Annotated in this window: 16 protein-coding genes and 1 pseudogene; 9 read left to right on the top strand and 8 right to left on the bottom strand. The window is 72.1% G+C overall.

What is annotated here, in order from left to right; genetic code table 11:
* Positions 1-177 precede the first annotated feature (177 nt).
* Both ACIHAR_RS17490 and ACIHAR_RS17485 read left to right on the top strand, forming a co-directional pair.
* A complete protein-coding gene (locus ACIHAR_RS17490; RefSeq protein ID WP_365463083.1) occupies positions 178-1,005 on the top strand; it encodes an enoyl-CoA hydratase family protein in 828 nt (275 codons plus the stop codon).
* Between the two features lie 2 nt (positions 1,006-1,007).
* On the top strand, positions 1,008-3,371 hold the full coding sequence (locus tag ACIHAR_RS17485; protein WP_400020179.1) for a bifunctional salicylyl-CoA 5-hydroxylase/oxidoreductase: 2,364 nt from the start codon (positions 1,008-1,010) through the stop codon (positions 3,369-3,371).
* 4 nt (positions 3,372-3,375) lie between these two features.
* Here ACIHAR_RS17485 and ACIHAR_RS17480 read toward each other — a convergent pair whose 3' ends face one another.
* Together ACIHAR_RS17480 and ACIHAR_RS17475 are read right to left on the bottom strand one after the other, a co-directional pair.
* Complete coding sequence (locus ACIHAR_RS17480) at positions 3,376-4,200, bottom strand: PaaX family transcriptional regulator C-terminal domain-containing protein (protein WP_400020177.1); 825 nt, start codon at positions 4,198-4,200, stop codon at positions 3,376-3,378.
* A gap of 15 nt (positions 4,201-4,215) precedes the next feature.
* Positions 4,216-5,856: an AMP-binding protein gene (locus tag ACIHAR_RS17475; RefSeq protein ID WP_365463092.1), complete on the bottom strand. Its 1,641-nt coding sequence runs from the start codon at positions 5,854-5,856 to the stop codon at positions 4,216-4,218.
* Between the two features lie 170 nt (positions 5,857-6,026).
* Here ACIHAR_RS17475 and ACIHAR_RS17470 point away from each other — a divergent pair, with 170 nt between their 5' ends.
* Together ACIHAR_RS17470 and ACIHAR_RS17465 are read left to right on the top strand one after the other, a co-directional pair.
* Positions 6,027-7,157 (top strand): acyl-CoA dehydrogenase family protein, encoded by a 1,131-nt coding sequence (locus tag ACIHAR_RS17470; RefSeq protein ID WP_400020175.1) that lies wholly within the window; start codon positions 6,027-6,029, stop codon positions 7,155-7,157.
* On the top strand, positions 7,154-7,555 hold the full coding sequence (locus tag ACIHAR_RS17465) for a RidA family protein (RefSeq protein WP_400020172.1): 402 nt from the start codon (positions 7,154-7,156) through the stop codon (positions 7,553-7,555). The genes ACIHAR_RS17470 and ACIHAR_RS17465 overlap by 4 nt, the downstream gene beginning before the upstream one ends.
* 19 nt (positions 7,556-7,574) lie before the next feature.
* Here ACIHAR_RS17465 and ACIHAR_RS17460 read toward each other — a convergent pair whose 3' ends face one another.
* The gene (locus tag ACIHAR_RS17460) at positions 7,575-7,763 is read right to left on the bottom strand and encodes a DUF5999 family protein (protein WP_365463100.1); all 189 of its coding nucleotides are present in this window, start codon (positions 7,761-7,763) and stop codon (positions 7,575-7,577) included.
* Between the two features lie 230 nt (positions 7,764-7,993).
* Between ACIHAR_RS17460 and ACIHAR_RS17455 the strand changes: the two genes are divergently transcribed.
* Positions 7,994-8,446, top strand: a complete 453-nt coding sequence (locus ACIHAR_RS17455) for a DUF6299 family protein (protein WP_400020170.1) — start codon at positions 7,994-7,996, stop codon at positions 8,444-8,446.
* A gap of 220 nt (positions 8,447-8,666) precedes the next feature.
* Here ACIHAR_RS17455 and ACIHAR_RS17450 read toward each other — a convergent pair whose 3' ends face one another.
* The 4 genes from ACIHAR_RS17450 to ACIHAR_RS17435 all read right to left on the bottom strand — a co-directional run bounded on the left by ACIHAR_RS17450 (position 8,667) and on the right by ACIHAR_RS17435 (position 12,534).
* Positions 8,667-9,425 (bottom strand): hypothetical protein, encoded by a 759-nt coding sequence (locus tag ACIHAR_RS17450; RefSeq protein ID WP_400020169.1) that lies wholly within the window; start codon positions 9,423-9,425, stop codon positions 8,667-8,669.
* Between the two features lie 511 nt (positions 9,426-9,936).
* The gene (locus ACIHAR_RS17445) at positions 9,937-11,466 is read right to left on the bottom strand and encodes a UDP-N-acetylglucosamine 1-carboxyvinyltransferase (protein WP_365463108.1); all 1,530 of its coding nucleotides are present in this window, start codon (positions 11,464-11,466) and stop codon (positions 9,937-9,939) included.
* Positions 11,467-11,531: 65 nt separating this feature from the next.
* The gene (locus ACIHAR_RS17440; protein WP_365463111.1) at positions 11,532-11,732 is read right to left on the bottom strand and encodes a DUF4236 domain-containing protein; all 201 of its coding nucleotides are present in this window, start codon (positions 11,730-11,732) and stop codon (positions 11,532-11,534) included.
* 403 nt (positions 11,733-12,135) lie between these two features.
* Positions 12,136-12,534, bottom strand: coding sequence for a hypothetical protein (locus ACIHAR_RS17435; protein ID WP_400020166.1), 399 nt, complete (start codon positions 12,532-12,534; stop codon positions 12,136-12,138).
* Positions 12,535-12,812: 278 nt separating this feature from the next.
* Here ACIHAR_RS17435 and ACIHAR_RS17430 point away from each other — a divergent pair, with 278 nt between their 5' ends.
* The 4 genes and pseudogenes from ACIHAR_RS17430 to ACIHAR_RS17415 all read left to right on the top strand — a co-directional run bounded on the left by ACIHAR_RS17430 (position 12,813) and on the right by ACIHAR_RS17415 (position 19,514).
* A complete protein-coding gene (locus tag ACIHAR_RS17430) occupies positions 12,813-15,608 on the top strand; it encodes an aconitate hydratase (protein ID WP_400020164.1) in 2,796 nt (931 codons plus the stop codon).
* A gap of 212 nt (positions 15,609-15,820) precedes the next feature.
* Positions 15,821-16,021 (top strand): annotated as a pseudogene (locus tag ACIHAR_RS17425) (ATP-binding protein); the annotation flags it as partial.
* Positions 16,022-16,371: 350 nt separating this feature from the next.
* Positions 16,372-17,454, top strand: a complete 1,083-nt coding sequence (locus ACIHAR_RS17420; protein ID WP_365463120.1) for a lytic polysaccharide monooxygenase — start codon at positions 16,372-16,374, stop codon at positions 17,452-17,454.
* Positions 17,455-17,840: 386 nt separating this feature from the next.
* Positions 17,841-19,514: a TlrC/CarA/OleB/SrmB family ABC-F type ribosomal protection protein gene (locus ACIHAR_RS17415; RefSeq protein WP_400020162.1), complete on the top strand. Its 1,674-nt coding sequence runs from the start codon at positions 17,841-17,843 to the stop codon at positions 19,512-19,514.
* Between the two features lie 392 nt (positions 19,515-19,906).
* On the opposite strand, the gene ACIHAR_RS17410 is transcribed toward ACIHAR_RS17415, so the two are convergent.
* Positions 19,907-20,431: a hypothetical protein gene (locus tag ACIHAR_RS17410; protein ID WP_400020160.1), complete on the bottom strand. Its 525-nt coding sequence runs from the start codon at positions 20,429-20,431 to the stop codon at positions 19,907-19,909.
* Positions 20,432-20,844 lie beyond the last annotated feature (413 nt).

Here is a 20,844-nt window from a genome sequence, read left to right as displayed (position 1 = left end):
CCGCCACCGCCGATCCCGTTGTTGCCGCGTTGTCGACGACCGGTGACGCCTGTGACGCGGACCGGCCGCCCGGTGACACCCCTGTCGCATACCCGTCCCGCTTATCGCGCACTCCTGACGACGGTCACATAACGGTGATAGCTTCGAGGGTGACCGCTCGTCGAGGAGGCCGCCCTCATGAGTCCCTTCACCGGCTCCGCCGCCCGCACCCCCGACTGGCACCACCTCCGCGTCACCCACGCCGACGGCGTCGCCACCGTCACCCTCGCCCGCCCCGAGAAACTCAACGCGCTCACCTTCGGCGCCTACGCCGACCTGCGCGACCTGCTCGCCGAACTGTCCCGGGAGCGCTCGGTGCGCGCCCTGGTGCTCGCCGGCGAGGGGCGCGGCTTCTGCTCCGGCGGCGACGTCGAGGAGATCATCGGCGCCACCCTCGCCCTGGACACCGCCCAGCTCCTCGACTTCAACCGGATGACCGGGCAGGTCGTACGGGCGGTACGGGAATGTCCGTTCCCCGTGATCGCCGCGGTGCACGGGGTCGCCGCGGGCGCCGGAGCCGTGCTCGCCCTGGCCGCGGACTTCCGGGTCGCCGACCCCACAGCCCGCTTCGCGTTCCTCTTCACCCGCGTCGGCCTGTCCGGTGGTGACATGGGCGCCGCCTACCTGCTGCCCCGGGTCGTCGGCCTCGGCCATGCCACCCGGCTGCTCATGCTCGGCGAGCCTGTGCGCGCCCCCGAGGCCGAGCGGATCGGCCTGATCAGCGAGCTGGCCGAGGACGGCGGCGCGGACCGGGCCGCACAGCGCCTCGCCCGCCGCCTCGCCGAGGGCCCGGCCCTGGCGTACGCCCAGACGAAGGCCCTGCTCACGGCCGAGCTGGACATGCCGCTGGCGGCGGCGGTGGAACTCGACGCGGCCACCCAGGCCCTGCTGATGAACGGCGAGGACTACGCCGAGTTCCATGCGGCGTTCACGGAAAAGAGGCCGCCGAAGTGGCAGGGCCGGTGACCATGACGACCGACGCGAGGACAACGGCCAACGGGGCGCGGAGCACTGCGCGCCCAGCCACGGACAACTCGCGGTCGCCCTCGGGGACCAGCCACCCCCCACGCGTCGCGATCATCGGCGGCGGCCCCGGCGGCCTCTACGCCGCGGCCCTGCTGAAACGCCTCGCCCCCGACCGTCAGGTCACCCTCTGGGAACGCAACGCCCCCGACGACACCTTCGGCTTCGGGGTCGTCCTCTCCGACGAGACCCTCGGCGGCATCGAACACGCGGACCCGGTCGTCTACGAGGCCCTGCGACGGGACTTCGTCCGCTGGGACGACATCGACGTCGTCCACCGGGGCGTCCGCCACACCTCGGGCGGCCACGGTTTCGCCGCCCTCGGCAGGAAGAGGCTCCTGCAGATCCTGCACGAACGCTGCCGCACCCTCGGCGTCGACCTGCGCTTCCACACCGAGGCTCCGCACGCGGCGTCGCTCGCGGACGCCTACGACCTCGTCGTCGCCGCCGACGGTGTGCACAGCGCCACCCGCGAGACGTACGCCCCTGTGTTCCGGCCCCAGGTGGTCGGCCACCGCTGCCGCTACATCTGGCTGGCCGCCGACTTCGCCTTCGACGCGTTCCGCTTCGAGACCGCCGAGACCGAGCACGGCGTGATGCAACTGCACGGCTACCCGTACGCGGCCGACGCCTCCACCGTGATCGTCGAGATGCGCGAGGAGGTCTGGCGCGCGGCCGGCTTCGACGAGACCGGCGAGCAGGAGTCGATCGAGCGCTGCGCGAAGATCTTCTCGGACGCGCTCGGCGGACGGCCGCTCCGGTCCAACAACTCCGCGTGGACGACCTTCCGCACGGTCACCAACGAGCGCTGGTCGCACGGGAACGTCGTGCTGCTGGGCGACGCCGCCCACACCGCCCACTTCTCCATCGGCTCCGGCACCAAGCTCGCCGTCGAGGACGCCCTCGCCCTGGCCGCCTGTCTGGAGGAACAGCCCTCCCTGGACAGGGCGTTGGCCGCCTACGAGGAGGAGCGCCGGCCCGTCGTCGCCTCCACCCAGCGCGCCGCCCGCGCCAGCCTGGAGTGGTTCGAGAACCTCCCCCTGTACGTCGGGCAGCCGCCCCGCCGGTTCGCCTTCAACCTGCTCACCCGCAGCCGCCGTGTCACCCACGACAACCTGCGCCTGCGCGATCCGCACTTCACCGAGGCCGTGGAGCGGGAGTTCGGCTGCCCGCCCGGCACGCCCCCGATGTTCACCCCCTTCCGGCTGCGCGGCCTGACCCTGCGCAACCGGGTCGTCGTCTCCCCGATGGACATGTACTCGGCGACCGAAGGACTCCCCGACGACTTCCACCTCGTCCACCTCGGCGCCCGCGCCCTCGGCGGGGCCGGGCTGGTGATGACGGAGATGGTGTGCGTGTCCCCCGAGGGCCGGATCACGCCCGGCTGCGCCGGCCTCTACACCGGCAGGCAGGCCGTGGCCTGGCGGCGGATCACCGACTTCGTGCACGCGCAGGCGCCCGGCACCGCGATCGGCGTCCAGCTCGGCCACTCCGGACGCAAGGGCTCGACCCGGCTAATGTGGGAGGGCATGGACGAACCGCTGCCCGACGGCAACTGGCCGCTCGTGGCCGCCTCCGCGCTGCCCTACAAGCCGGGCAGCCAGACGCCCCGGGAGCTGGGCCGGGCCCAGCTCACCGATCTGCGCGAGCAGTTCACCGCCGCCGCGGCGCGGGCCGCCCGGGCCGGCTTCGACCTGCTCGAACTGCACTGCGCGCACGGCTACCTGCTGTCCGGCTTCCTCTCCCCGCTGACCAATCGCCGCACCGACGCCTACGGCGGATCCCTCGACCGGCGGCTGCGCTTCCCTCTCGAGGTCTTCGACGCCGTACGGGCGGTGTGGCCGCAGGAGCGGCCCATGACGGTCCGGATCTCCGCCACCGACTGGGCCGAGGGCGGGACCACGGCCGAGGACGCCGTCGGCATCGCCCGGGCGTTCGCCGCGCACGGCGCCGACGCCATCGACGTCTCCACCGGCCAGGTCGTCGCCGAGGAGACGCCGGAGTTCGGGCGGTCCTACCAGACGCCGTTCGCGGACCGGATCCGCCACGAGGTGGGCATCCCGGTGATCGCGGTCGGCGCGATCTCCTCCTGGGACGACGTCAACTCGCTGGTCCTGGCCGGACGCGCGGACCTGTGCGCCCTGGCCCGCCCGCACCTCTACGACCCGCACTGGACCCTGCACGCGGCCGCCGAACAGGGCTACGACGGTCCCGGCGTCCTCTGGCCGGCGCCCTACCGGGCGGGCAGCCGGCCGCCGCGGACCGGCCGCACGGACGCGCCCAAGCCGCGCCTGTCGCTGGGCGGATGAGGGGTCAGGCGGTCGGCGGTACGCCGGCGAACTCCGCCCCCGCGTCCCGCAGCCGCTCGTGCAGCCCCCGGAACACGGCCGCCGAGCGCGCTCCCGGCCAGTCCCCGGGGAGCAGCCGGGCGGGCAGGCCGGGGTCGGCGTACGGCAGGTGGCGCCAGGAGTCCAGGGCGAGGAGGTAGTCGCGGTACGCCTCCTCCGGCGGGGTGTCCGTGCGCTGCTCCCAGGCGTGCAGCACGCGTGCGTGGCGGTCGAGGAACGCCTCGTGCTGCTCGGCGATGGCCGCCAGGTCCCACCAGCGGGCGACGGCGTCCACGGTCGGCGTGAAGCCGAGGTGCTCGCCGCGGAACAGGTCGACGTACGGGTCGAGCCGCAGCCGCCGCAGGGTGTTGTGGGTCTCCTCGTACAGCCGGGCGGGCGCGATCCACACGCCGGGTGCGGCCGTGCCGAAGCCCAGTCCGGCCAGCCGGGAGCGCAGGACGTGCCGCTTCTGCCGTTCCGACTCCGGCACGGAGAACACCGCCAGCACCCAGCCCTCGTCCCCGGGTGGGGCGGTGGCGTAGATCCGCCGGTCGCCGTCCTCCAGCAACTGACGTGCCTCGTCGGACAGTTCGTAGCCGGCGGCGCCCTGCGCCGTGCGGGCGGGCAGGAGCAGCCCGCGTCGTTTCAGCCGGGACACCGAGGAACGGACGGAGGGCGCGTCGACGCCGACCGCGGCGAGCAGCCGGATCAGCTCGGCGACGGGCACCGGGCCCGGAGCGAAGCGGCCGTACGCGCCGTAGAGCGTGACGATGAGAGACCGAGGTGCGGGCTGGTCGGACACGTTGATCATCTTAGGTCGTCGGCATCACTGCTGGTCACCATCGGTGTCGCCATCGCTCCCAGCGCTCGTCCGCGCACCGGCGGCACCCCCGGCGCGCAGCCTGAACCGCTGCAGTTTCCCGGTCGCGGTACGCGGCAGCGCGTCCAGGAAGACGATTTCGCGCGGGCACTTGTACGGCGCCAACTCGGCCTTGACGAACGCGCGCAGCGCCTCCGCGTCCCGCCGCGCGCCGGCCCGCAGCACGGCGAACGCCACGACGACCTGCCCGCGCGCCTCGTCGGAGCGCCCGACGACCGCCGCCTCGAGGACGTCCGGATGGCGCAGCAGGGCCTCCTCGACCTCGGGACCCGCGATGTTGTAGCCGGCCGAGACGATCATGTCGTCGGCGCGGGCCACGTACCGGAAGTAGCCGTCGGACTCGCGGACGTAGGTGTCGCCGGTGATGTTCCAGCCGTCGCGCACGTACTCGCGTTGACGCGGGTCGGCGAGATAGCGGCAGCCGACCGGGCCGCGCACGGCGAGCAGCCCCGGCCGCCCGTCGGGGACGGGCTCGCCCCGCTCGTCCTGCACGCGCGCCTGCCAGCCGGGGACGGGGACGCCGGTGCTGCCGGGCCGGATCCGCTCGTCGGCGGCGGAGACGAAGATGTGCAGCAGTTCGGTGGCGCCGATGCCGTTGATCAGCCGCAGCCCGGTCCGCTCGTGCCAGGCCCGCCAGGTGGCCGCGGGCAGGTTCTCGCCGGCGGAGACGCAGCGGCGCAGCGACGACAGGTCGTGTCCGTCGAGGTCGTCGAGCATCGCCCGGTAGGCGGTCGGCGCGGTGAACAGCACGGACACCCGGTGCCCCGCGATCGCGGGCAACAGCTGCCGCGGACCGGCCTGTTCCAGCAGCAGGGCGCTCGCGCCGGCCCGCAGCGGGAAGACGAGCAGTCCGCCCAGGCCGAAGGTGAAGCCGAGCGGGGGACTGCCCGCGAAGACGTCATCCCCGTGCGGCCGGAGCACGTGCTTCGAGAAGGTGTCGGCCACGGCGAGCACGTCCCGGTGGAAGTGCAGGCACCCCTTGGGCCGTCCGGTGGTGCCGGAGGTGAAGGCGATCAGCGCCACGTCGTCGGCGGCGGTGTCCACGGCCCGGTACGGCGTGTCCGGAGCCGGCCGGCGCAGCAGGTCGTCCGGGGCGTCACCCCCGTAGGTCGTGATGCGCAGGCCGGGTATGTCCGCCTTGGCGAGGTCGTCGACGGCGCGGATGTCGCACAGGGCGTGCTCCACCCGGGCGATCTCGCACATCGTGCGCAGCTCGTGCGGGCGTTGCTGGGCCAGCACGGTGACGGCGATCGCGCCCGCCTTCAGCACCGCCAGCCAGCAGGCCGCCAGCCACGGCGTGGTCGGCCCGCGCAGCAGCACCCGGTTGCCGGGGACGACCCCGAGATCGCCGGTGAGCAGGTGCGCCAGCCGGTCGACGCGGGCCCGCAGCTCGCCGTACGTCCAGGCGGGGCCGGTCGGGGTGTGGAAGACGGGCCGGTCGGCGGCGGGACCGGTGAGGAGTTCGGCGGCGCAGTTCAGCCGTTCGGGGTAGCGCAGCTCCGGCAGGTCGAAGCGGAGTTCGGGCCACTGGCCGGGCGGCGGGAGGTGGTCGCGCGCGAAGGTGTCGACGTGGCCCGAGACGTTCATGGCGGGTCGCCCCCTTGCCTGGGTGGGCGCCTTCGGGGCGCCGTGGTGGGCGTCGTGGTGGGCTCGCGCACCGAGCGTATCGCGTTGGTGACGACAGTCAACGGTTCGCGATACCGTCGGGGGAGGTCCGGGGGAGCCGGAGGAAGGCCACCGGAGAGAGGGGGCCGCAGATGCCCGCATTCTCGCTCGAACCCGAGCAGACCGCCTGGTGCGCCGAGCTACGCACACTGGCCGCCGAGCGGCTGCGCCCGCTCGCCGACAAGGGCGAGCCGGGCTGCGTCAACCGCCCGCTCGTCGCCGAACTCGGGCGGCTCGGCCTGCTCGCCCGTCTGTTCACCTCCGGCGCCGTCGACCTCTGCCTGATGCGCGAGTCACTGGCGTACGCCTGCACCGAGGCGGAGACCGCGCTCGCCCTGCAGGGGCTGGGCGCGCACCCGGTCCACGCCCACGGAAGCCCCGCGCAGCGCGACCGCTGGCTGCCCCGGGTCGCCGACGGCAGCGCGGTGGCCGCCTTCGCGCTCACCGAGCCCGGCGCCGGCTCAGACGCGGCGGCCCTGTCCCTGGCCGCCGAGCCGGACGGGCCGCACCGCTGGCGCCTCACCGGCGAGAAGTGCTGGATCTCCAACGCCCCCGAAGCCGACGTCTACACCGTCTTCGCCCGCACCGCCGAGGACGCCGGCGCCCGGGGCGTCACCGCCTTCCTGCTCCCCGCCGACCGCCCCGGACTGACCGGCTCGGCCCTCGACCTGCTGTCCCCGCACCCCGTCGGGGCCCTCGACTTCGACGCCGTCCCGGTCACCGCGGACGACGTGCTCGGCGAAGTCGACCGCGGCTTCCGCGTCGCCCTGTCCACCCTCACCCTCTTCCGCCCCAGCGTCGGCGCCTTCGCGGTCGGCATGGCCCAGGCGGCCCTCGACGCCACCCTCGCCCACACCGCCCGCCGGGACGCCTTCGGCGGCAAGCTGAGGGACCTCCAGTCGGTCGCCCACCAGGTCGCCGAGATGGCCCTGCGCACCGAGGCGGCCCGCCTCATGGTCTACGCGGCGGCGACGGCGTACGACAGCGGAGCCCCGGACGCGCCGCGCCGGTCCGCCATGGCCAAACTGCTCGCCACCGAGACCGCCCAGTACGTCGTCGACACGGCCGTCCAACTGCACGGCGCGCGGGCGCTGCGCCGCGGGCACCTGCTGGAGCACCTCTACCGCGAGGTGCGCGCCCCACGGATCTACGAAGGCGCCAGCGAGGTCCAACGCGCAATCATCGCCAAGGAGTTGTACGCGGGAACGGAGGCCGGACGATGAGCGTCGAACGCGTCAACCCGCCCGGGCTGTCTCCGCCGGCCGGCTTCTCGCACGCGGTCGTCGCCACCGGCGACCGGGTGGTGTTCCTGGCCGGGCAGACCGCACTCGACGCCGACGGGAAGGTGGTGGGGGAGACGCTTCCCGAGCAGTTCGAGCGGGCGCTCGGCAATCTGCTGGCCGCGCTGCGAGCGGCGGGCGGCACGCCCCGGGACCTGGCGCGCGTCACGGTGTACGTCACGGACGTCGCGGCCTACCGCGGCTGTGCAGGGGAACTCGGCCGGGTGTGGCGTGCGTCGGCGGGGCGGGACTACCCGGCGATGGCGGTCGTCGGGATCGTACGGCTGTGGGACGAGCGGGCCCTCGTCGAGCTCGACGGGTTCGCCGTCCTGGGGGACTGACCGCGGTCCGGGGAAGTGATCAGGCGGCGACGGCCAGCCGTTCGGTGGTCACCCGGTGCGGGGCCACGACCCGGCCGTCGGGCAGCAGCTCGCCGGAGTCGTCGAAGACGATCGTGCCGTCGCACAGCAGGCTCCACCCCTGCTCGGGGTGGGCGGCGACGACATGCGCGGTGCCGGCGGAAACGCTGGGGGACCGGTGGTTACACATGGCGCACCTCCACGTCGGTGGGGCCGGCCCTCCGGCGGGCCCCGTGCACCGACCATGCGCCCGCCGGGACGCCGTCGCCAGGGGGCGGCGCGGACCGTGACAGCACCAGGACAACTCCGCGACCGTACCCCGATGGCCGGTGCGGACTCGCCACCAATGGGGTGACGTTCACGGATGTGGGCGCGGTCGCCCGGTACGAGTGGAGACCCCACACAACAGGAGGTCCTCCCATGTTCCTGCGCTCCGCCCTGACCGCGGCCGCCGGTGCCGCCCTGCTCCTGCTGGCCGCGCCGGCCGCGCCCGCCACCGCCGGCACGACCGGGAACGCCGCCGCCGACGCGTCGGAGACCGTCACCGTCGACGCGACCGGAAAGGTCGCCAAGGACGGCACCGTCACCCTCTCCGGCACCTACCGCTGCGTCGACAGCCAAGGTTCCGCCTTCGTCGGCTCCTCCGTCGCCCAGAAGGACGCGAACGTGCGGTACGGCATCGGCGGCACCCGGGCGGTGTGCGACGGAGCCGTGCACACCTGGACGAACACGGCCAGGCTCGAACCGGGCATCGTCGAGCCCGGCAAGGCCAGCGCCGAGGCCACGGTGATGGAGCTCCGGCCGCACGGCTTCGTGCCCCTGCCGCACCTTCACGCCACGCACCAGCGGGAGGTCACGCTGGTCGAGGGCTGAACGCCCGGCCCGGCGGCGCGCCGCGTCCGGCCTGCCGCCGAACGGGGGAACAGCGCACCCGGAACGTCGTCGACCCCGGCCGGGGCCGACGACGTTCCGGCGACGCCACCCGCCTCTGCCGGCCATAAGGGTGAGTGGCCTCGGCCCGTTGTCGGACGGGGTGAAGTGCGTGCGTGCTTCCCGGGAGCGACAGGTGCGCCTCAGCTTCCTCGGCCGACCGTCACCGGTTCCCGTAGTCCTCCAGCAACGTGGCGATCAGCGCGAGCAGCGCGTCAGCCCGGTGCCGGTCCTCGCACTGGTTGCGCATGGCCTCGGCGGCCGCCCGGAGCCGGGCCAGGGCGGCTGGTTCGCCGTCCACCACGTCGTCGATCACCGGCGTGGTGATCAGGTCCAGGCATTCGGTGAGCAGGCGACGGGTGGCGGGGGAGGGCGGGGCGGGATCAGGGGCGGCGAAGGCAGTGGTCAAGTACCGGACCGGGTCTGTCAGGCTCCAGCCGACGACGGTGCCGTGCTGGACGAGGAGCGCCACGTCGGGGGTCACGCCGATACACGCCTCCAGCGGCTCGTCGAGGACGTCGAGGTCGCGCAGGCAGATCAGTACGGCGTCCCCGGGAGCGCGGCACAGCACCGTGCACGTCTCATGCCGGAAGTCCCGGACCTCGTCCGCGCGGAGCCCGCCCTGGCGTACCGCCGGCAGGACGGGAAGGCGGGTGGAGGTCTGGTGGTCGGCGGACACGTACGGCATCTGGAGTTCGGCCCCGACCAGCTTCCGGCTGTCCGGGTCGAACCGGAGGACGTCAGGCGTGTCCCACAGCCGGTCCTGGCTACCGAAGGTATGCGCGAGGAACCGCTCACGCTCCTGCACGTCCACGTACCGCGTGACGTCCACGGAGCCGCCCGTGAAGCGGGGTGTGATGTGCAGCGGCTCGTCTGTCACCGTTGCGCGCCAGTCGTCGTCGAACAACAGTTCCGTGGTCATTCCCCCCTCATTAGGCCGTGATGGCCTGGCCCTGCTTGGAGCCGGGAGCGACCACGGCGATGTCGTTGTCCTTCCGGTGGATGAAGTTTCCCGCCTGGCCCGATGACCGGTACACGGCATCGAAGTTCTTCAGGGGCCGAGCCGGTGACCGCCCCCGGCCGGTCGCTCACGGGCGTCTCGGCGATCGGTCGTTCGGCGACGCCGGAGCGACGATCACGGTCGTCGAACCAGCCCCCTGCCCACGCACGAGCTGTGGCGATGACGCACGTATGACGCACGAGGCTCTCTGGGACGTCCGCATTTCGCCCTCGAAACCGCCTCTGACCCGCATGTTTCTTGGAAGGGTCAAACTGCGCACCTTCCCGATGACGCATCATGTCGAGTGCCCAGCGACCGGAAGCTCTCGGTCCCGACCAAAAGGTCCCCAAAAGTCCCAGAGGCGCCGCACTCCCCTCGCGCATCGCGTTCATGCGGGTCGGCAGGGGTGTGACGGCGCCTTCTCCGAGGGCCCTCAGATGTCCCGGAAGATCTCGATCTGCGCCCCCACCGAGTTCAGCCGCTCGGCCAGGTCCTCGTATCCCCGGTTGATGACGTAGACGTTGCGCAGTACGGACGTGCCCTCCGCCGCCATCATCGCCAGGAGGACGACGACCGCCGGGCGCAGGGCCGGCGGGCACATCATCTCGGCGGCCCGCCAGCGCGTCGGGCCCTCGACCAGCACGCGGTGCGGGTCGAGGAGCTGGAGCCGGCCGCCGAGGCGGTTGAGGTCGGTCAGGTAGATCGCGCGGTTGTCGTAGACCCAGTCGTGGATCAGGGTCTTGCCCTGCGCGACGGCCGCGATGGCCGCGAAGAAGGGCACGTTGTCGATGTTCAGGCCGGGGAACGGCATCGGGTGGATCTTGTCGATCGGCGCCTCCAGCTTGGAGGGCCGGACGGTGAGGTCCACCAGCCGTGTGCGGCCGTTGTCGGCGAAGTACTCGGGCGTGCGGTCGTGGTCGAGGCCCATCTCCTCCAGCACGGCCAGCTCGATCTCCAGGAACTCGATCGGCACCCGACGCACCGTCAGCTCCGACTCCGTGACGACGGCGGCGGCCAGCAGGCTCATCGCCTCGACCGGGTCCTCCGACGGGGAGTAGTCGACGTCGACGTCGATGTGCGGCATGCCGTGCACGGTGAGGGTGGTGGTGCCGATGCCCTCGACCTCGACGCCGAGCGCCTCCAGGAAGAAGCACAGGTCCTGGACCATGTAGTTGGAGGAGGCGTTGCGAATGACCGTGACGCCGTCGTGCCGGGCGGCGGCCAGCAGCGCGTTCTCGGTGACCGTGTCGCCGCGCTCGGTCAGCACGATCGGGCGGTCGGGGCGGACCGCCCGGTCGACCTGCGCGTGGTACTGACCCTCCGTCGCGGCGATGTCCAGCCCGAACCGGCGCAGCGCGATCATGTGCGGCTCGATGGTCCGCGTACCGAGGTCACAGCCGCCCGCGTACGGCAACTTGAAGTGGTCCATCAGGTGCAGCAGCGGACCGAAGAACATGATGATCGAGCGGGTGCGGACGGCGGCCTCGGCGTCGATGGCCGCCATGTCCAGTTCGGCCGGCGGCACGATCTCGAGGTCGACGCCCCCGTTGATCCACCGGGTCCGTACGCCGATCGAGTTCAGCACCTCGAGCAGGCGGTAGACCTCCTCGATCCGGGCGACCCGGCGCAGCACCGTGCGCCCCTGGTTGAGCAGTGAGGCGCACAGCAGGGCCACGCAGGCGTTCTTGCTCGTCTTGACGTCGATGGCCCCGGACAGCCGACGCCTGCCCACGACCCGCAGGTGCATGGGCCCGGCGTAGCCGAGCGAGACGATTTCACTGTCCAGGGCTTCCCCGATGCGAGCGATCATCTCAAGGCTGATGTTCTGGTTGCCGCGCTCGATGCGGTTCACGGCGCTCTGGCTGGTTCCGAGCGCTTCGGCCAGCTGTGCCTGCGTCCAGCCCCGGTGCTGCCGGGCGTCACGGATGAGCCTGCCGATGCGTACGAGGTAATCGTCTGCCATGGGGTTGAGGTTATCTCAGATATGAGATGGCACCTCTCGGAGGGGGCCATTCGGGTGACGGCCCGTCAACGCCGCCTGGCCGTCCGCGTACGACGCCACCCGAAAGGTCCGGGCAAATCCATCGATGTCGTACGACGTCCCGTGCTGCTGTGGGTGTGACGCGGGCCATGCCGGCCGCCCCCGGTCGTGATGGACCAGGAACGCCGGTTGATGTTCAGGCGCACGCCGGGCAAAATCCGGAAGCTCTTGCGGAATGTGAGGGGCATCGTGCCTCCTTCGTCGATCGGCTGGTGCTCCGGGAGTGTCCCTCCGCACCCGTCTACCCCCGCCGGCCCGCCTCATGGCTGTGGTGCGGCAGTCGACACGGCAGAGCAGTCGACGCGGCGCAGCAGTCGACACGCCGTCAGGAGTCATGGCGGGCCTGTCGTCCGGGCGTGGCACGGCCACGTGCCGCGCCGTCGGCATGCGCCATCCGAGGTGCCGGAGTTGAGTCCGCCCCGTCCGCTCGCGTGCCCTCGCCCGGGGTGACCGTCGACCTCGAAGCCCATCGAATGTCAGCGACTCGACCTGCCGCAGCGTGACCACCGTCTCCGCCCCGGGGGCGTCGCCCAGGGCGCCGATCTTCTCGTCGGCGAGGGTGTGGTGGCTGTCGGCGGTCCGGCACAGGGTCTACAGGACGAGCTCGGCCCGACCGGTGCCGGCGGCGGCGAAACGTACCCCCGAACGGGCGGTGAGCGCCCGGACCTTCGCGGCGAGGGCACGCGCGTCGGCCGTCAGTCGGCGCAGTGCCTCCACGCCGTGCCCGAGGGGTTCGTGGTCGTACTCGACCCCGGGATACAGCACGCCGGCCGGTCGCAGCCGCTCCGGACGGCGTCTGACGGTCGCCTCGGCCTGGCCGGTGGCGGCCTCGAGTCGCGCCCCGGTCGGGGACCGCGGAACTCCTTGCCGGTCGGCGGTGACGGGAGTGGCGGGCCCCGCGACCGCATACCAGAAGCGGCGCGCGCCCGACGGCTGCCGGTCGTACCCCTGAGCGGCACTCCTGACGGGTGCCGCGGCCGTGCCCCTCAACGGCGCGCCTGACGGGTGCCGCGGCCCGCACCCCGAAGCGGCGCGCCCGGCAGCCGCCGGGACCGCCGCCGCTTCCCGGTGACCCAATGACCAGGGAGCCCGGGCATGACCAACCAGCCCCCATGTACTAGAGTTATCTCGACATCGAGATATCTGCCGAGGCGCACCGCAGCCACCACTCCAGTAAGGGTTACCTAACTTAGCCTCCTTAGCGGATCGGCCAAGCTCGCGTGGCGGCAGGATGCGGTGGTACGCGCACATCAATGAAGGAGACTGTCGTGTCGGCGAACAGCTTCGACGCCCGCAGCACGCTGCAGGTGGGCGACGAGTCGTACGAGATCTTCCGGCTGGACAAGGTGGAGGGCTCGGCCCGGCTGCCGTACAGCCTCAAGGTCCTGCTGGAGAACCTGCTCCGCACGGAGGACGGCGCGAACATCACCGCCGACCACATCCGCGCCCTCGGCAACTGGGACTCGCAGGCCCAGCCTTCCCAGGAGATCCAGTTCACGCCGGCCCGCGTGATCATGCAGGACTTCACCGGTGTTCCCTGTGTCGTCGACCTCGCCACCATGCGTGAGGCCGTCAAGGAGCTCGGCGGCGACCCGAACAAGATCAACCCGCTCTCCCCGGCCGAGATGGTCATCGACCACTCCGTCATCGCCGACAAGTTCGGCACCCGCGACGCCTTCGCCCAGAACGTCGAGCTGGAGTACGGCCGCAACAAGGAGCGTTACCAGTTCCTGCGCTGGGGCCAGACGGCCTTCGACGACTTCAAGGTCGTCCCGCCGGGCACCGGCATCGTCCACCAGGTGAACATCGAGCACCTGGCGCGCACGGTCATGGTCCGGAACGGCCAGGCGTACCCCGACACCCTCGTCGGCACCGACTCGCACACCACCATGGTCAACGGCCTCGGCGTCCTCGGCTGGGGCGTCGGCGGCATCGAGGCCGAGGCCGCGATGCTCGGCCAGCCGGTCTCCATGCTCATCCCGCGCGTCGTCGGCTTCAAGCTGACCGGTGAGCTCAAGCCCGGCACCACCGCCACCGACCTCGTGCTCACCATCACCGAGATGCTGCGCAAGCACGGCGTGGTCGGCAAGTTCGTCGAGTTCTACGGCGAGGGCGTCGCCGCCACCTCCCTCGCGAACCGCGCCACCATCGGCAACATGTCGCCGGAGTTCGGCTCCACCGCCGCGATCTTCCCGATCGACGCCGAGACCATCAACTACCTGAAGCTCACCGGCCGCTCCGAGCAGCAGCTCGCGCTCGTCGAGACGTACGCCAAGGAGCAGGGCCTCTGGCTGGACCCGAAGGCCGAGCCGGACTTCTCCGAGAAGCTCGAGCTGGACCTGTCCACGGTCGTCCCGTCCATCGCCGGCCCGAAGCGCCCGCAGGACCGCATCGTCCTGGCCGAGGCCGCCCAGCAGTTCGCCAAGGACGTCCTCAACTACGTCGAGGTCCCGACCGTGCAGGCCGGCACCGCCGCCTCCCCGGTGGACGAGGCGAGCGACGAGTCCTTCCCGGCCTCCGACGCCCCGGCCTACGGCCACCAGGAGAACGGCGCGGGCGCCCCGCAGCACGCCGAGGGCACCGGTGCCGCCGTCCCGTCCAACCCGGTCACCGTGACCGCCCCCGACGGCTCCACGTACGAGATCGACCACGGTGCCGTGACGGTCGCCGCCATCACCTCCTGCACCAACACCTCCAACCCGTACGTCATGGTCGCCGCCGCGCTGGTGGCCAAGAAGGCTGTCGAGAAGGGCCTGACCCGCAAGCCGTGGGTCAAGACCACCCTCGCCCCGGGCTCCAAGGTCGTCACCGACTACTTCGACAAGGCGGGCCTGACCCCGTACCTCGACAAGGTCGGCTTCAACCTCGTCGGCTACGGCTGCACCACCTGCATCGGCAACTCCGGCCCGCTGCCGGAGGAGGTCTCCAAGGCCGTCAACGACCACGACCTCGCGGTCACCTCGGTCCTCTCCGGCAACCGGAACTTCGAGGGCCGTATCAACCCCGACGTCAAGATGAACTACCTGGCGTCCCCGCCGCTGGTCGTCGCGTACGCCCTCGCCGGCTCCATGAAGGTGGACATCACCAAGGACGCCCTGGGCACCGACCAGGACGGCAACCCGGTCTACCTGAAGGACATCTGGCCTTCCGAGGCCGAGGTCAACGACGTCGTGGCGAACGCCATCGGCGAGGACATGTTCAGCAAGTCCTACTCCGACGTCTTCGCGGGCGACGCCCAGTGGCAGGCGCTGTCGATCCCGACCGGCAACACCTTCGAGTGGGACCCGCAGTCGACGTACGTCCGCAAGCCCCCGTACTTCGAGGGCATGACGATGGAGACCACCCCGGTCACCGACATCGCGGGCGCCCGCGTCCTCGCCAAGCTGGGCGACTCGGTCACCACCGACCACATCTCCCCGGCCGGCGCCATCAAGGCCGACACCCCGGCCGGCAAGTACCTCACCGAGCACGGTGTGGAGCGTCGTGACTTCAACTCCTACGGCTCGCGCCGAGGAAACCACGAGGTCATGATCCGCGGTACGTTCGCCAACATCCGCCTGCGCAACCAGATCGCGCCGGGCACCGAGGGCGGCTACACCCGCGACTTCACGCAGGACGGCGGCCCGGTCTCCTTCATCTACGACGCCTCCCGCAACTACATCGAGCAGGGCATCCCGCTCGTCGTGCTCGCGGGCAAGGAGTACGGCTCCGGCTCGTCCCGCGACTGGGCGGCCAAGGGCACCGCGCTCCTGGGCGTCAAGGCCGTCATCGCCGAGTCGTACGAGCGCATCCACCGCTCCAACCTCATCGGCATGGGCGTGCTCCCGCTCCAGTTCCCGGAGGGCGCCTCGGCCCAGTCCCTCGGTCTGACCGGCGAGGAGACCTTCTCCATCGCGGGCGTCACCGAGCTGAACGAGGGCCGCACGCCGCGCACGGTCAAGGTCAGCACCGACACCGGTGTCGAGTTCGACGCGGTCGTCCGCATCGACACCCCCGGTGAGGCCGACTACTACCGCAACGGCGGCATCATGCAGTACGTGCTGCGCAACCTGATCCGCAAGTAAGCGGTCGAGCACAGCACCCGTAGGGCGGCTGAGGGCCGCATCCCCGGCGACGGGGGTGCGGCCCTCCGCCGTACCCGGCCCGGGTCCCTGACTCTGCCGACGGGTTCCGCCGTACCCCGCCCGGGTCCCTGCCTCCTGCCCGGTGGGGTCCGCCGTGGGTCCCTTCGCCCTGCCCGGCGGGTCCGCGGCCGGTTCTCCCGGGTCATCACCCGGCCGACACCTCCCGCGCCCGCCACACCTCGGGCACCGGTTCCGGCCTCGGCCTCGCCATCGCCGCCGCGATCACCGCGGCCCATGGTGGGCGGATCGACGTCGACAGCGAGCCGGGGCGCACGGAGTTCAGGGTGGACCTGCCGGCGGTGGGGGAGAGCGGGGCGGACGCGCTGACGTGGGGATCGCGTGCGTCGGTGTAGGGGCGTCGGCGCAGGGGAGGGACACACCGCCCGCCGACCTGCCCGCCGGTACCGGCGGGCAGGCCAGGAGGTCGTCGGCAGAAGGTCCGTACGCACCCGTTTACAAGTCGGCCGTGCGGCGCTACCTTCCGCCACAGGTGGGGTGGGAGCGCTCCCACCCCGGCGGACCGGAACCCGCCCGGGACCGCTCCCGCTTCACGCCCCCCACTCCACGGTCGCGTCGCGGGCACCCCACCCTGCATCACCGCACGTCCCCCCGCACCACCGGCACGTCATCGCACCGCACGCTCCACTCCGCACCACCGAACCCCCTACCCGCACAGTCCGTACACGGAAGGACGGACTCCGTCATGCGAACTGTCATGATCACGCCAAGCAGGCGGGCGAGAACGGGATTACGCACCCGAGCCCTCCTCCTCGTCCTCGTCTCCCTCCTCGCCGCCGTCCCCGCCCTCGGTCTGATCGTCACGACCGGCGGCGAGGCCGAGGCCCACGGCACCCCCATGAAGCCCGGCAGCCGCACCTTCCTGTGCTGGCAGGACGGTCTGACCGACACCGGTGAGATCAAGCCGGTCAACCCGGCCTGCAAGAACGCCCAGCAGGTCAGCGGCACCACGCCGTTCTACAACTGGTTCTCGGTGCTGCGCTCCGACGGCGCCGGCCGCACCCGCGGCTTCGTGCCCGACGGGCAGCTGTGCAGCGGTGGCAACACCAACTTCACCGGCTTCGACGCCCCACGCGGCGACTGGCCGCTCACCCACCTCACCTCGGGTGCGACGGTCGACTTCTCCTACAACGCCTGGGCCGCGCACCCGGGTTGGTTCTACGTCTACGTCACCAAGGACGGCTTCGACCCCACCCGGACCCTCACCTGGGACGACATGGAGGACCAGCCCTTCCTCAGCGTCGACCACCCGCCGCTCAACGGCAGCCCCGGCACGGTCGAGGCCGACTACTCCTGGACCGGCAAGCTCCCCGACGACAAGTCCGGGCGCCACATCATCTACATGGTCTGGCAGCGCTCCGACAGCCAGGAGACCTTCTACTCCTGCTCCGACGTCGTCTTCGACGGCGGCAACGGCGAGGTGACGGGCATCCACGAGCCGGGCAACCCGACCGAGCCCGTCCCCGGCAGCTGCACGGCGACCCGCAGGACGACCGGCAGCTGGAGCGGCGGCTACCAGTCCGAGGTGACCGTCACCAACTCCGGCGACGTCCCCATGCTCGGCTGGATGGTCGACTGGACCCTCCCCGCCGGTCAGAAGGTCGACAGCCTGTGGAGCGGCAACGCCACCTACACCGGACAGGCGGTGATGGTCCACAACGCCGGCTGGAACGGCTCGCTCAGTCCGGGCCAGAGCACGACCTTCGGATACGTCGTCACGGGGCCGGGAGGTGACACGGCCACGAGTCTGCCCTGCCGGGTCGGGTGACCTCCCGCCCCGGCCCGGGCCGTGGTCTGCGGACCGGCCCGACACCGAGCCGGGCCACCGGGACCCGCGGCGTCACCTGATCCGACGGACACGGCCGCGCCACGGCGGGCGGTGAACCCCGCCCGCCGTGGCTGCGCCGGGCGCACGTGATCGGCCGAAAAACCGTTGCCCCGCGGCAGGCCGGTCACGTACGTTCGCTCGCATGGGAACTCTGTGACAGCCCCGCCCACGACCGCGTAGAGCACCGCGGACCGCCAGAGCACCGCGGACCGCGTGGAGCATCGCACACGTAGAGCACCGAACACGTGGAGCACCGCTTCGCAGTCGTGGCGTCGATTCCTCATCGAATCCGTTCCATCGGCATGGCCGAGAACAGGGGCTGACCCATGCGTGCGCCGACAACCTCCCACTCCTCACGTCCCACCGCCTCCTCCCAGCTCTCCCTGCACGGCGTCACCAAGCGCTACGACGACCGCACCGTGCTGGACCAGGTGTCCCTCAGCCTCGCGCCCGGCGAGAAGGCCGGCGTCGTCGGCGACAACGGGGCCGGGAAGTCCACCCTGCTGCGCCTGCTGGCCGGTGCGGAGCGGCCCGACTCGGGCGAGGTGATCGTGACCGCGCCCGGCGGCACCGGCCACCTCCCCCAGACCCTCGGCCTTCCTCCGACGGCCACCGTCCAGGACGCCGTCGACCTGGCGCTCGCCGAACTGCGGGCGCTCGAGACGGAGTTGCGGCGCACCGAGGCCGCGCTCGCCGACGGGCCCGCGGACGCCGTACCGCACGACACGCTGGCCGCCTACGCGCGGCTGACCGAGCGGTACGAGGCCCGCGAGGGCTACGCCGCCGACTCGCGCGTCGAGACCGCGCTGCACGGACTCGGGCTGCCCGGACTGGCCCGCGACCGACGGCTGGGCACGCTCTCCGGCGGCGAGCGCTCCCGGCTCGCCCTGGCCGCGACCCTCGCCTCCCGGCCGGAGCTGCTGCTGCTCGACGAACCGACCAACGACCTCGACGACCGGGCCGTCCACTGGCTGGAGGAACATCTGCGCGCCCACCCGGGCACCGTCGTCGCCGTCACCCACGACCGGGTGTTCCTGGAACGCCTCACCACCACGGTCCTGGAGGTCGACGCCAGCCGTGTCTCCCGCCACGGCAACGGCTACGCCGGCTACCTCGCCGCCAAGGCCGCCGAACACCGGCGACGGCAGCAGCAGTACGACGAGTGGCGCGCCGAGCTCGCCCGCAGCCGCCGGCTGGCCGAGTCCAACGTGGTCCGCCTGGAGGGCATCCCGCGCAAGATGACGAAGGCCTGTTTCGGCCACGGCGCCTTCCGCATGCGGGGTCGTGCGCACGGCGCGATGAGCCGTATCCGCAATGCCAAGGAACGGGTCGAGCGGCTCACCGCCCAGCCGGTGACCCCGCCGCCGGAGCGGCTGACCTTCACGGCCCGCCTGGCCAACGTCGGCGCACCGGGAGAGGCTCCGGCGGCGGCCCTCGACGCGGTCGAGGTGGCCGGCCGGCTGCGGCTGCCGCACCTGCGGATCGCACCGTCCGAACGCCTGCTGGTCACCGGTCCCAACGGGGCCGGGAAGAGCACCCTGTTGCGGGTCCTGTCCGGCGAACTGCGCCCGGACGGCGGCACGGTGAGCGTTCCCGGCCGCGTGGGACACCTCCGCCAGGAGGAGACGCCCTGGCCGGCGCACCTCACGCTCCTGGCCGCCTACGCGCAGGGCCGTCCCGGCGACCGGGACGAACACGCCGACCGGCTGTTGTCCTTCGGCCTGTTCGTCCCGGACGACCTGCGCCGCCGGGTGGGGGAGTTGTCGTACGGCCAGCGGCGCCGCATCGAACTCGCCCGGCTGGTGAGCGAGCCGGTGGACCTGCTTCTGCTGGACGAGCCCACCAACCACCTCTCCCCGGCCTTGGTGGAGGACCTGGAGGCGGCCTTGGCCGACTACCCGGGCGCGGTGGTCCTGGTGACCCATGACCGGCGGATGCGGGAGCGGTTCGCGGGGAGCCGTCTGGAACTCCGTGCGGGGGCCGTCGTCGGGGCGCGGTGAGAGCGCGCGGCCCGACCGCGCCCGGCCGCTGACGACCACGTCCCGCAGCCGGTCCGGTCGGCGCCCCACCTGCACCGCCTCCCCGCGGGCCGTCGGTGCCGATCGCCGCGCGCCCGCTGGTGGGCGAACCCTCGTCCCCGAGGTCACCGAACGTCGTCCGGACGCAGGACGAGGCCGTACGGGGCGACCGTGCTGTCGCCTCGTACGACCTCTCCGCCGAACTGTGCGCGTGCGGGCGCCACTTCACCGTGCACGGTCTCCACGAGGGGCCCCGAGCCCCGGATCGGCGTCCGCCGGACGCCCAGCGGCCGGAAGGCGTCCGGTGGCTGCCGGGCGGGGTCGGTCCCCTCGGGCGGGGCGGGCCTGCACAGGCGGCACGGCCCCTTCGGCGGCTAGGCGATCGCCGCGCCGGTTCCGCGCGCGGAACCGATCAGGTCGGTGAGGCCCGCGTCGTCGTAGACGGAGATGTCGACGGACGCGCCCTCGGGGAGGTCGAAGTCCTGGACCGAGTAGTCCAGCACCGCGCTGGTGCCCGGCGGGGTGAAGGTGCCCAGGTTGTGGTAGGTGCCGCCGGAGGAGTAGCCGACCTTGACGTAGTAGGTGTCACCGTCGTTGGCGGTGTCGTACACCCACAGCTTCTCGTCGTTCGGGTGGAACTCCACCTTGCCGACGAAGGCGCCGGAGGCGACCATCTCCATCTTCACGGCGTACCCGCCCGCGTCGTTCGCGAAGTACGTGTCGTCGAACGGGTCCGTGAGGTTGCCGCCGCTGCACGGGCAGTTGTCGGTGTCGTAGTAGTACGAGCTGAACGTCGGGTTCGGGCTGTACGCCTGCGCCGGCGCCGCCGTGGCGACCAGGGCCCCCGCCCCCAGCGCCGCACCCGCGAGCAGACCCGTGAACCGTCTGACGATGCCCATCCTCGTTCTCCCCCCTGCGATGACGGGCCGCCCGGTGTGTCGGCGGCCTCGGCCATTCTGGAACACGGGTGACGCCCGGGTCACCACGAGATCGCTGTCAGTTACACGATCATGACAACTCGGCCTGCCCCAGGCCGACTTCGCCGTCGGCGAGGAGCCGGCCGTGCCCGTGCGTGCGTCTTCACGGCCTCTCCCGTCGAGGTGCGCCGGCCGGTCCCGAACCTGGGATCACCCGGTCGTGCGGAAAACACCCGGGGGTCGGCGGTAGGTGACTACCGAGGATGTCGATCGTGTCGCGGGAGATTCATGTCGTGCGCATTTCCGGCGAGGAATCTGCGGTCCGTTCGCATGTCCGCCAGGTCTCAACTCGGAAAAGACCCGTGACCAACCTTGTATTCGATCTTGCTCCGCTG

The sequence above is a fragment of the Streptomyces sp. NPDC052016 genome, assembly GCF_044548445.1.
Taxonomy (GTDB): domain Bacteria; phylum Actinomycetota; class Actinomycetes; order Streptomycetales; family Streptomycetaceae; genus Streptomyces.
Note: the sequence above shows the minus strand (reverse complement) of the source record. Positions and strands in the feature narration are given on the sequence as shown.

Excerpts from the sequence above, each read along its gene's own strand:
- ACIHAR_RS17460 (WP_365463100.1), bottom strand. The coding sequence starts at position 7,763 with ATGTGTAACCACCGGTCCCCCAGCGTTTCCGCCGGCACCGCGCATGTC.
- ACIHAR_RS17420 (WP_365463120.1), top strand. The coding sequence starts at position 16,372 with ATGCGAACTGTCATGATCACGCCAAGCAGGCGGGCGAGAACGGGATTA.
- ACIHAR_RS17415 (WP_400020162.1), top strand. The coding sequence starts at position 17,841 with ATGCGTGCGCCGACAACCTCCCACTCCTCACGTCCCACCGCCTCCTCC.
- ACIHAR_RS17475 (WP_365463092.1), bottom strand. The coding sequence starts at position 5,856 with ATGAACGTCTCGGGCCACGTCGACACCTTCGCGCGCGACCACCTCCCG.
- ACIHAR_RS17455 (WP_400020170.1), top strand. The coding sequence starts at position 7,994 with ATGTTCCTGCGCTCCGCCCTGACCGCGGCCGCCGGTGCCGCCCTGCTC.
- ACIHAR_RS17410 (WP_400020160.1), bottom strand. The coding sequence starts at position 20,431 with ATGGGCATCGTCAGACGGTTCACGGGTCTGCTCGCGGGTGCGGCGCTG.
- ACIHAR_RS17485 (WP_400020179.1), top strand. The coding sequence starts at position 1,008 with ATGACGACCGACGCGAGGACAACGGCCAACGGGGCGCGGAGCACTGCG.
- ACIHAR_RS17480 (WP_400020177.1), bottom strand. The coding sequence starts at position 4,200 with ATGATCAACGTGTCCGACCAGCCCGCACCTCGGTCTCTCATCGTCACG.
- ACIHAR_RS17465 (WP_400020172.1), top strand. The coding sequence starts at position 7,154 with ATGAGCGTCGAACGCGTCAACCCGCCCGGGCTGTCTCCGCCGGCCGGC.
- ACIHAR_RS17445 (WP_365463108.1), bottom strand. The coding sequence starts at position 11,466 with ATGGCAGACGATTACCTCGTACGCATCGGCAGGCTCATCCGTGACGCC.
- ACIHAR_RS17490 (WP_365463083.1), top strand. The coding sequence starts at position 178 with ATGAGTCCCTTCACCGGCTCCGCCGCCCGCACCCCCGACTGGCACCAC.
- ACIHAR_RS17440 (WP_365463111.1), bottom strand. The coding sequence starts at position 11,732 with ATGCCCCTCACATTCCGCAAGAGCTTCCGGATTTTGCCCGGCGTGCGC.
- ACIHAR_RS17470 (WP_400020175.1), top strand. The coding sequence starts at position 6,027 with ATGCCCGCATTCTCGCTCGAACCCGAGCAGACCGCCTGGTGCGCCGAG.
- ACIHAR_RS17450 (WP_400020169.1), bottom strand. The coding sequence starts at position 9,425 with ATGACCACGGAACTGTTGTTCGACGACGACTGGCGCGCAACGGTGACA.